The organism is Burkholderia sp. Ac-20392 (assembly GCF_017104585.1).
GTDB lineage: Bacteria > Pseudomonadota > Gammaproteobacteria > Burkholderiales > Burkholderiaceae > Burkholderia > Burkholderia lata.
Genome location: NZ_JAAGPB010000308.1, coordinates 1 through 10503, shown reverse-complemented (window position 1 = coordinate 10503; position 10503 = coordinate 1). Strand labels below are relative to the sequence as shown.

At 68.8% G+C, this 10503-nt stretch carries 10 protein-coding genes; 8 read left to right on the top strand and 2 right to left on the bottom strand.

Features of this window, described 5'->3' with window-relative positions:
- The 6 genes from G3N99_RS26905 to G3N99_RS26880 all read left to right on the top strand — a co-directional run.
- On the top strand, positions 1–736 hold a 736-nt coding region (locus G3N99_RS26905), incomplete at its 5' end, for a flagellar basal body P-ring protein FlgI (protein ID WP_206123911.1).
- Positions 737–1720 (top strand): flagellar assembly peptidoglycan hydrolase FlgJ, encoded by a 984-nt coding sequence (flgJ, locus tag G3N99_RS26900; RefSeq protein ID WP_011353463.1) that lies wholly within the window; start codon positions 737–739, stop codon positions 1718–1720. It abuts the gene before it with no gap.
- A gap of 218 nt (positions 1721–1938) precedes the next feature.
- Positions 1939–2694, top strand: coding sequence for a flagellar brake protein (locus G3N99_RS26895; protein ID WP_011353462.1), 756 nt, complete (start codon positions 1939–1941; stop codon positions 2692–2694).
- A gap of 197 nt (positions 2695–2891) precedes the next feature.
- Positions 2892–4823: a flagellar hook-associated protein FlgK gene (gene flgK / locus G3N99_RS26890; protein ID WP_174937554.1), complete on the top strand. Its 1932-nt coding sequence runs from the start codon at positions 2892–2894 to the stop codon at positions 4821–4823.
- A 17-nt stretch (positions 4824–4840) separates the two neighbouring features.
- Positions 4841–6076, top strand: coding sequence for a flagellar hook-associated protein FlgL (gene flgL / locus G3N99_RS26885; protein WP_174937556.1), 1236 nt, complete (start codon positions 4841–4843; stop codon positions 6074–6076).
- Between the two features lie 288 nt (positions 6077–6364).
- Positions 6365–7672: a solute carrier family 23 protein gene (locus G3N99_RS26880; RefSeq protein WP_174937558.1), complete on the top strand. Its 1308-nt coding sequence runs from the start codon at positions 6365–6367 to the stop codon at positions 7670–7672.
- A gap of 58 nt (positions 7673–7730) precedes the next feature.
- Here G3N99_RS26880 and G3N99_RS26875 read toward each other — a convergent pair whose 3' ends face one another.
- Entirely contained in the window at positions 7731–8615 is an 885-nt protein-coding gene (locus tag G3N99_RS26875; RefSeq protein WP_174936243.1) for a transcriptional regulator GcvA, read from the bottom strand.
- Between the two features lie 96 nt (positions 8616–8711).
- On the opposite strand from G3N99_RS26875, the gene G3N99_RS26870 reads away from it, so the two are divergent.
- Both G3N99_RS26870 and G3N99_RS26865 read left to right on the top strand, forming a co-directional pair.
- Positions 8712–9350, top strand: coding sequence for a chromate transporter (locus G3N99_RS26870; RefSeq protein ID WP_206123910.1), 639 nt, complete (start codon positions 8712–8714; stop codon positions 9348–9350).
- Complete coding sequence (locus G3N99_RS26865) at positions 9347–9874, top strand: chromate transporter (protein ID WP_043184629.1); 528 nt, start codon at positions 9347–9349, stop codon at positions 9872–9874. The genes G3N99_RS26870 and G3N99_RS26865 overlap by 4 nt, the downstream gene beginning before the upstream one ends.
- A 43-nt stretch (positions 9875–9917) precedes the next feature.
- On the opposite strand, the gene G3N99_RS26860 is transcribed toward G3N99_RS26865, so the two are convergent.
- The gene (locus tag G3N99_RS26860; RefSeq protein WP_206123909.1) at positions 9918–10256 is read right to left on the bottom strand and encodes a hypothetical protein; all 339 of its coding nucleotides are present in this window, start codon (positions 10254–10256) and stop codon (positions 9918–9920) included.
- Positions 10257–10503 lie beyond the last annotated feature (247 nt).

Below are 10503 nucleotides of genomic sequence, written 5' to 3'. Positions count from 1 at the left end.
TCGGCTGACGGCGCTGAAAGGCGGGGAGGGCCAGGTGTATGCGCTCGCGCAGGGCAACAGGGCGGTCGGTGGCGCGGGCGCCAGCGCGAGAGGCAGCCGCGTGCAGGTGAACCAGTGCGCGGCCGGCCGGATCGTCGGCGGCGCGATCGTCGAGCGCGGCGTGCCGAACGCGATCGCGCAGATGAACGGCGTGCTGCAGCTGCAACTGAACGACATGGACTACGGCACCGCGCAGCGGATCGTATCCGCGGTCAATTCGAGCTTCGGCCCGGGCACCGCGATGGCGCTCGACGGCCGCACGATCCAGCTCACCGCGCCGGCCGATTCGGCGCAGCAGGTCGCGTTCATGGCGCGGCTGCAGAACCTCGACGTCAGCCCGGACAAGGCCGCGGCGAAGGTGATCCTGAACGCGCGCACCGGCTCGATCGTGATGAACCAGATGGTCACGCTGCAGAGCTGCGCGGTCGCGCACGGCAACCTGTCGGTCGTCGTCAACACGCAGCCGGTGGTGTCGCAGCCGGGGCCGTTCTCGAACGGGCAGACGGTGGTGGCGCAGCAGTCGCAGATCCAGCTCAAGCAGGACAACGGCGCGCTGAAGATGGTGACGGCCGGCGCGAATCTCGCCGACGTCGTGAAGGCGCTGAACACGCTCGGCGCAACGCCCGCGGACCTGATGTCGATCCTGCAGGCGATGAAGGCCGCCGGCGCGCTGCGCGCCGACCTGGAGATCATCTAAATGGCAGCCAGTCTCCCGAACGCGAACGACCTCACGCAGCGCTTTGCGCTCGACGTGCAGGGTTTCGACGCCCTGCGCGCGCAGGCCAAGCAGTCGCCGCAGGCCGGCGCGAAGGCGGTCGCCGGCCAGTTCGACGCGATGTTCACGCAGATGATGCTCAAGAGCATGCGCGACGCGTCGCCCGACGGCGGGCTGTTCGATTCGCACACGTCGAAGATGTACACGTCGATGCTCGACCAGCAGCTTGCGCAGCAGATGTCGACGCGCGGGATCGGCGTCGCCGACGCGCTGATGAAGCAGTTGCTGCGCAATGCGGGGCAGGGCGCGGGCAGCGACACGGCGGCTGACGTCGGCGCGGCCGGCCTGGGCGCTGACGGCTTCGGCGCGTCCGGCAACGAAGGCGGTCTTGCCGCGATGAACGCGATGGCGAAGGCCTATGCGAACTCGGCCAACAACGGCGGGCTTGCCGGCACGCGCGGCTATTCGGCCGGCAGCGCGCTGACGCCGCCGCTGAAGGGCGCGAGCGGCGTGCAGGACGCCGACGCGTTCGTCGACCGGCTCGCAGGCCCCGCGCAGGCGGCCAGCGCGTCGACCGGCATCCCGGCGCGCTTCATCGTCGGCCAGGCCGCGCTCGAATCGGGCTGGGGCAAGCGCGAAATCCGCGCGGGCGACGGCTCGACGAGCTACAACGTGTTCGGCATCAAGGCGACCAAGGGCTGGACCGGCCGCACGGTGTCGGCGCTGACCACGGAATACGTGAACGGCACGCCGCGCCGCGTGGTCGCGAAATTCCGCGCGTACGATTCGTACGAGCACGCAATGACCGATTACGCGAACCTGCTGAAGAACAACCCGCGCTACTCGGGCGTGCTGAGCGCGAGCCGCAGCGTCGAAGGCTTCGCGCACGGGATGCAGAAGGCCGGCTACGCGACCGACCCGAACTACGCGAAGAAGCTGATTTCGATCATGCAGCAGATCGGCTGACCGACCCGTCGGCGACCGCTGTTGTACCCTCTGGACCGCGCCCGGCAGCCCGCCGCGCGCGGTTTCAACGTTTGCGCGAAAAAAATCCCCAATTCGATCTAAACTTTCGGTCAGCACTGCCGCTAAGTGTGAGAGACCTGCGACCGGGCCCCCGTTCTGGCCCGGTTTTATTGCGCACCGGTTGCCCGGGCGCCCATGACAAGAAAGACCGGCTAGCCATGAATATCGAAACGTCGACGGACCCCAGCCTGGATGCAGGCCACTCCGGGCCCGACTATGCCCGCCGCAATCCGCTGGAAATCGGCGTGCAGCTGCGCAACCTCGTCAACCGCGGCGATTTCCTGACCGTTCAGTACCCGGGTGGCCAGCTCGTCACGCGCCTGCTCGAGGTGGATGTCGGCGCGCGGACGTTTACGTTCGACTGGGGTGCGCTGTCCGAGCAGAACGCCAGCATCCTGGGCGCGTCGCACTGCACGTTCGCGGCCGCGCCGGAGGGCGTGCGCGTCGAATTCTCCACGGGCACGCCGCGCGAGACGCGCTACGAGGGGCTGCCCGCGTTCGTCGCCGATTTCCCCGACGTGCTGATGTGCATCCAGCGCCGCGAGTATTTCCGCGTCGATGCGCCGATCGTCGATCCGTTCCTGTGCCGCGGCAAGCTGCCGGACGGCGAGAGTTTCCTGTTCGAGGTGCATAACCTGTCGCTCGGCGGCGTGGGGCTGCGCACGGCCGACGAACGCGTCGAGGCGCTCGAGGTCGGCACGACGCTGCCCGACGTCGAGCTCGAGCTGACCGGCCACGGCAAGCTGTCGCTCGACCTGCAACTCGTGTCGCAGCGTTCGACGCAGATGCCGAACGGGTCGCGGCGCTACCAGCTCGGCTTCCGCTACATGTCGCTGCCGGGCAGCGCGGAAAACACGCTGCAGCGGCTGATCACGCAGCTCGAGATGAAGCGCCGCTCGCTCGCGCGGGCCTGACGCACAAGCGGCGGCCGGCCCCGCCCGGGGCGGCCCGCACGGCGTTTGCGGCACCCTCGGCCGCACGCTCGAACCGGCGACGCGCAAGTACGCGTCGCGCGTGCATTTTTTCCTCAATTTTTCCGATTGGCGGCCGTTATACCGGGAGTCACGCAACCCGGCGGCCGCAACGCGCGGCCGGCTCATCAGGATCGCGCATGTCCAACTCACTCATGAACCTCGGCGTCAGCGGCCTGAATGCCGCGCTCTGGGGCCTCACGACGACCGGCCAGAACATCAGCAACGCGGCGACGCCGGGCTATTCGGTCGAACGCCCTGTCTATGCCGAGGCCAGCGGCCAGTACACGAGCAGCGGTTACATGCCGCAGGGCGTGAACACCGTCACCGTGCAGCGGCAGTACAGCCAGTACCTGAGCGACCAGCTGAACGGCGCACAGACGCAGAGCGGCGCACTGTCGACGTGGTATTCGCTCGTCACGCAACTGAACAACTACGTCGGCAACCCGACGTCCGGCATCTCGACCGCGATCACGAACTACTTCACCGGGATGCAGAACGTCGCGAACAGCGCGTCCGACTCGTCGGTGCGGCAGACCGCGATGAGCAACGCGCAGACGCTCGCGAACCAGATCACCGCGGCCGGCCAGCAGTACGACGCGCTGCGCCAGAGCGTGAACACGCAGCTCACGAACACCGTGACGCAGATCAACACGTACACCGCGCAGATCGCGCAACTGAACCAGCAGATCGCGTCCGCGAGCAGCCAGGGCCAGCCGCCGAACCAGCTGATGGACCAGCGCGACCTCGCGGTGTCGAACCTGTCGAACCTCGCGGGCGTGCAGGTGGTGCGCAACAGCGACGGTTACAGCGTGTTTCTCGCGGGCGGCACGCCGCTCGTCGTCGCGGACAAGAGCTACCAGCTCGCGACCGTCGCGTCGCCGTCCGATCCGAGCGAGCTGACCGTCGTGTCGCAGGGCATCGCCGGCGCGAACCCGCAGGGGCCGAACCAGGCGCTGTCCGACGCATCGCTGTCGGGCGGCACGCTCGGCGGCCTGCTCGCGTTCCGCAGCCAGACGCTCGACCCGGCCGAAGCGCAGCTCGGCGCGATCGCGACCAGCTTCGCCGCGCAGGTCAACGCGCAAAACGCGCTCGGCATCGACCTGTCGGGCAACGTCGGCGGCAACCTGTTCACGACCGGCAGCCCGATCACGTACGCGAACCAGGGCAATACCGGCAACGCGGCGTTGTCCGTGTCGTTCGCGAACCCGTCGCAGCCGACCACGAGCGACTACACGCTGTCGTACGACGGCGCCAAGTACACGCTGACCGACCGTGCGAGCGGCGCGGTGGTCGGCACGTCGAACACGATGCCGGGGTCGATCGGCGGGCTGAACTTCTCGTTCTCGTCCGGCTCGATGCAGCCCGGCGACAAGTTCACCGTGCAGCCGACGCGCGGCGCGCTGAACGGCTTCGGCCTCGCGACGTCGAACGGCTCGGCGATCGCGGCGGCGGCGCCGTTCGTGCCGTCGGCGACCACGACGAACACGGGCACCGGCACGATCGGCGGCCTGTCGGTCACGAGCGCGACGGCCGCGGCCAACCCGCACAACTACACGATCACGATGGGCGGCACGACCGCCAGCCCGACCTACACGGTCACCGACAACTCCGCCACGCCGCCGACCACGAGCACGCCGCAGGCGTACCAGTCCGGCTCGCCGATCACACTGACGGCCGGCGTCACGGTCACGGTATCGGGCACGCCCGCGGCGGGCGACACGTTCAAGGTCGCGCCGAACGCGGGCGGCACGAACGACGGCAGCAACGCGCTCGCGCTGTCGAAGCTCGTCAGCGCGAAATCGCTCGGCGGCGGCACGACCACGCTGACCGGCGCGTATGCGAACTACGTGAACAACATCGGCAACACGACGAGCCAGCTGAAGTCGTCGAGCGCCGCGCAGACCTCGCTGATCGGCCAGATCACCGAAGCGCAGCAGTCGGTGTCGGGCGTGAACCAGAACGAGGAAGCGGCCAACCTGATGCAGTACCAGCAGCTCTACCAGGCGAACGCGAAGGTCATCCAGACCGCGTCGACGCTGTTCCAGACCGTGCTCGGCCTGTTCAACTGATTTCGGGGATCAAAGCGATGCGGATTTCCACCACGCAGTTCTACCAGATGAACGTCGCGTCGATGAACGATCAGCAGGCGCAGCTTTCGCAGCTGTACCAGCAGATCTCGAGCGGCGTGAGCCTGTCGACCCCGGCCGACAACCCGCTCGGCGCGGCGCAGGCCGTGCAGCTGTCGATGACGTCGGCGACGCTGTCGCAGTATTCGGCGAACCAGAACACCGCGCTGTCCTCGCTGCAGGCGGAAGACCAGTCGCTCATCAGCGTCAGCAACCTGCTGAACAGCATTCACACGGTCGTGATCCGGGCCGGCGACGGCTCGCTGTCCGACAGCGATCGCTCGGCAGCGGCTACGCAGCTGCAGGGCTATCGCGACCAGCTGCTGACGCTTGCGAACTCGACGGACGGCGCGGGCAACTACCTGTACGCGGGCTTCAAGACGGCCACGGCGCCGTTCTCGAACGCACCGGGTGGCGGCGTGACCTACAGCGGCGACACGGGTTCGCGGCAGGTGCAGATCGCCGACACGCGCTCGATCGCGCAGGGCGACAACGGCGCGAGCGTGTTCCTGTCGGTGCCGATGCTCGGCAGCCTGCCGGTGCCGGTCGCCGGCGCGGGCAACACGGGCACGGGCACGATCGGCGCGGTGACGATCACGAGCCCGTCGGCCGCGACCAACACGCACCAGTTCACGATCGGGTTCGGCGGCACGGCCGCCGCGCCGACCTATACGGTCACCGACAATTCCGTCACGCCGCCGACCACGACCGCCGCGCAGCCGTACACGTCCGGCGCCGGGATCGCGCTCGGCAACGGCCTGTCGGTGCCCGTGTCGGGCAACCCGGCGCCCGGCGATTCGTTCACGGTCACGCCGGCGCCGCAGGCCGGCACCGACGTGTTCGCGGCGCTCGACTCGATGATCGCCGCGCTGAAGGTGCCGGTCAGCAGCAACACGACGGCCGCCGCCGCGCTCCAGAACGCGATGACCACCGGCACGACGAAGCTGAACAACATGATGACGAACGTCCTCACCGTTCAGGCGTCGGTCGGCGGCCGCGAGCAGGAAGTCAAGGCGATGCAGACGGTGAACCAGACCAACACGCTGCAGGTCACCAGCAACCTGTCCGACCTGACGAGCACCAACATGGTGTCGACGATCAGCCAGTTCCTGCAGATGCAGAACGCGCTGACGGGCTCGCAGAAGGCGTATGCGCAGTTGCAGAACCTGTCGCTGTTCCAGTACATCAATCCCTGATGGTCGCCGCGCCGGCCGCGATGTGAGCGCACGCTTGCGTCGCCGCCGGCGTCGAACGCCGCCCGCGCATGGCCCCGCGCGGACGGGCGCTTCACCGGGGCGCGCCATCGTGCCCCGTTTCACCCACGCTGCAAGCCGCGCATCGTGCTCGCCGGCCCCGCTCGGCGGCCCGCTTTTCGGCCCGTCCATCAGCCCGCTTGCCAGCCCCATTTCCGCTCCGTAAACTCGCGCCAGATTCCAGACCGGCGCATCCTCCGCAGCCGGCGACCGACAGGAGCCCTTTTCCCCATGTCCGATTCCTACTTCCCGCGCTGGCGGGTGCAATCGACCGGCGCGGCCTCGCGCGTGGTCGGCCCCGACGAGCGCCTCGCGTGGCCGCAGATGGTCGCGATGGGCGTCCAGCACGTCGTCGCGATGTTCGGCTCGACCGTGCTCGCGCCGCTGCTGATGGGCTTCGACCCGAACCTGTGCATCTTCATGTCGGGCATCGGCACGCTGCTGTTCTTCGTGCTGGTCGGCGGCCGCGTGCCGAGCTACCTCGGCTCGAGCTTCGCGTTCATCGGCCTCGTGATCGCGGTGACCGGCTACGGCGGCAGCGGCCCGAACCCGAACATCCCGGTCGCGCTCGGCGGGATCATCGCGTGCGGCGTCGTGTACGTCGCGATCGGCGCGCTGGTGCAGGCGATCGGCACGAACTGGATCGAGACGCTGATGCCGCCCGTCGTGACCGGCGCGGTGGTCGCGGTGATCGGGTTGAACCTCGCGCCGATCGCGGTCAAGGGCGTGTCCGGGTCGACCTTCGAATCGGTGATGGCGCTCGTGACCGTGCTGTGCGTCGGCGGCGTCGCGGTGTTCTCGCGCGGCATGGTGCAGCGCCTGCTGATCCTCGTCGGGCTGGTGATCGCCTACGTGATCTACGCGGTCGCGACCAACGGAATGGGGCTCGGCAAGCCGATCGATTTCTCGATCGTCGAGCATGCGGCCTGGTTCGGGGTGCCGAGCTTCCGCGCGCCGGTGTTCGATCCGCACGCGATGCTGATGCTGGCGCCGATCGCGGTGATTCTCGTCGCGGAAAACCTCGGCCACATCAAGGCCGTCAGCGCGATGACGGGCACCAGCCTCGATCGCTACGTGGGCCGCGCGTTCATCGGCGACGGGCTCGCGACGATCGTGTCGGGCAGTGTCGGCGGCACGGGCGTGACGACCTACGCGGAGAACATCGGCGTGATGGCCGTCACGCGGATCTACTCGACGCTGGTGTTCGCGGTCGCCGCGGTGATCGCGATCGTGCTCGGCTTCTCGCCGAAGTTCGGTGCGGTGATCCAGACGATTCCGGGCCCCGTGCTCGGCGGCGTGTCGATCGTCGTGTTCGGGCTGATCGCGGTGACGGGCGCGCGGATCTGGGTCGTCAACAAGGTCGACTTCTCCGACAACCGCAACCTGATCGTCGCGGCCGTCACGCTGGTGCTCGGCGCCGGCGACTTCTCGCTCAAGATCGGCGGCTTCGGGCTCGGCGGGATCGGCACCGCGACGTTCGGCGCGATCATCCTGTACGCGATCCTGCGCAAGGAAAAGGAACCGGGCCCGGTGGTCTGAGCGTCCGGCGGGCGGTGTCGTGCCGCCCGTGTCATCTTCCGCGTCGAACGTCGACGCGCTACGCGCCGACGTTCGACTGCGTTTGCAGCCACGCGCAGAACTGTGCGACGAGCGGATCGTCGGCCGGCGCGCGCGGCGCGATCCACCAGTAGCTGCGCGTCGCGATGCGCGGCCCCTCCAGCGGCATCACCAGCCGCCCGCTCGCAAGTTCGTCGTCGATCAGCGGCAACGGGCCGAGCGCAACGCCAAGGCCGTCGACGGCTGCCTGCAGCGCCAGGTAGAAGTGGTCGAACGACTGCCGCTTGCGCCCCTTCATCGTCACGCCGGCCGCCGCGAACCAGTCGCGCCAGCCTTCCGGCCGCGTATCCGAATGCAGCAGCACATGGCGTGCGAGATCGTCCGCGCGCGCGATCGGCACGCGCTTGAGCAGCGCGGGGCTGCAGACGGGGATCACGCTTTCGTCGAGGAAGTGGCCGCTTGTGCAGTTCGGCCAGTGGCCGGGGCCGCGGCGGATCGCGACGTCGAAGCCGTCGAGCGTGTCGAGCGGCGCATTCGACGTCGACAGCTTCAGCTCGACGTTCGGCACGTCGCGCTGGAACCGCGACAGGCGCGGCAGCAGCCATTTCATCGCGAAGGTCGGCAGCGCATTGATGCGCAGCACGCGTGCCGCGCCCGTGTTGCGCAGTTGCTCGGTCGCGAGCGCGATGCTGTCGAACGCCGCGCGCACGGTGTCCAGGTAGCGGCGGCCTTCGTCGGTGAGCTTCACGCGCTTGCCGTAGCGGTGGAACACCGGCTTGCCGAGCCAGGCCTCGAACCCGGCGATCTGCCGGCTGATGGCACCGTGAGTCACATGCAGCTCGTCGCCGGCAGCGCTGAAGCTTTCATGTCGTGCCGCGGCTTCAAAGGCCCGAAGCGCGGAAAAGGGCGGGAGATCGCGTGCCATGCTTGTGATTCTAGATCACAAGGACGCGTCGATAAAATCGTTTTGCCGGTATTCCGAACGGCGGTAACCTCGGGTCACCGTTTGATAAGGAACCCCATGCAATCCGCTTCTCCGCCGGCCGCCCCGCCGCCGGCCGCATCATCCCGCAGCGTCGGCCTCGCCGAGCTGTTCACCGGTTTCCTGTCGCTTGGCCTCATGTCGTTCGGCGGTGCGCTGCCGTTCGCGCGGCGCACCATCGTCGAAGAGCGCAAGTGGCTCTCCGCCGACGAATTCACCGATCTGCTCGGGCTGTGCCAGTTCCTGCCGGGCGGCAACGTGATCAACCTGTCGGTGGCCGTCGGCATGCGCTTTCGCGGTGTCGCCGGCGCGTTCGCCGGCATTCTCGGGCTGATCGCGGGCCCGACGCTCGTCGTCGTCGCGCTCGGCGTGCTGTACGCGAAGACGCAGAACGATCCGCGCGTGCAGTACCTGTTCGCGGGGCTCGCCGCGGCGGCGGCCGGGCTGCTCGTCGCGATGGCCGTAAAGGTCCTGAAGCCGCTGCGGCACGCGCGTGCGGCGGCCGGAATCGCGGCGCTCGCGTTCGTCGCGATCGCGGTGCTGCGCGGCCCGCTGCTGACCGCGATGCTCGTGCTGACGCCGGTCAGCATCTGGCTCGCGTCGCGACGCCGCGACGCGGACACGCCGCAGCCGGCGCCGGTCGCGGCGCGCGACACGCAGCAAGGAGGCCGGCCATGAACGACACGCTGATTGCCATCGCGACGATCTTCAGCCAGTTGTCGCTGCTCGCGTTCGGCGGCGGCAACACGATCCTGCCGGAGATGCAGCGGCAGGTCGTCGACGTCCATCACTGGATGAGCGCGCACGAGTTCACCGCGCTGTTCGCGCTGGCCCAGGCCGCGCCCGGGCCGAACATGATGATCGTGTCGCTGGTCGGCTGGCACGTGGCCGGCTGGAGCGGGCTGCTGGTCGCGTCGCTCGCGAAGTTCGGGCCGTCGTCGATCGTCACCGTGCTCGCGCTGCATGCGTGGGAGCGCTTTCGCGACCGGCCGTGGCGCCGCTACGTGCAGCAGGGGATGATGCCGGTCACCGCCGGGCTGGTTGCGGCGAGCGCGGTGCTGATCTCCGAGGCGTCGAACCGCACGGCGATCCAGTGGGGCATCACGGCCGCGTGCGCGGTGCTCGCGTGGCGCACGCGCATCCATCCGCTGTGGCTGCTCGCGGGCGGCGCGCTGATCGGGCTCACGGGCATCGGGCAGTGAGCTGTCCTTCACGCAGCCGGCCGTTGCCGGTTGCGGCCGCGGGCTACTGCGACGCCGGCCGGTCGCTGTTCACGATCCCGAGCAGCCGGCCGCGCTCGCTGCCGACGTCATCCGTCGTCTCCGGCCAGTCGACCACGTAACCGGCCTCGAGCGCATCGCGCATGATCGTGCCGTAGTCGGCCTTCGCGACCCGGCCGCCGCGCAACGCGTCGGCCACCTCGTGCTTCAGCTTCGGCGTGAACGACGGATACGCGGCCACCAGCGCCGCGTACTGGCGCGCATCGATCTCGCCCGATTCGCGGGTGAACGCCCAGACGGCCACCAGCACGATCGCGGCGAACGGGATCACGGTGAAGCGCAGGAAGAACTTCGCGAGTGTCATTCGAAGGCTCGGTGAGGCGGTGCGGGGTGGTGGCCGGGGCGTAACCGGGGCAGGCCGCCCGGTATACTCGGCCGGTCCCGCGGCGGCGAAACCTGCGCCGTGGATACGCTCCGGCCGGCTGCGAGCACGCGGCGCGAACGCGTGCATCGTGCGGGGCAGGGGAGGTGCCGCGCGCAGCGGTTTCAATGAACCGAGAAGAAATTGTGACAAAAGTATTGACGTGAGTACTCCCTCACCCTATAATTTA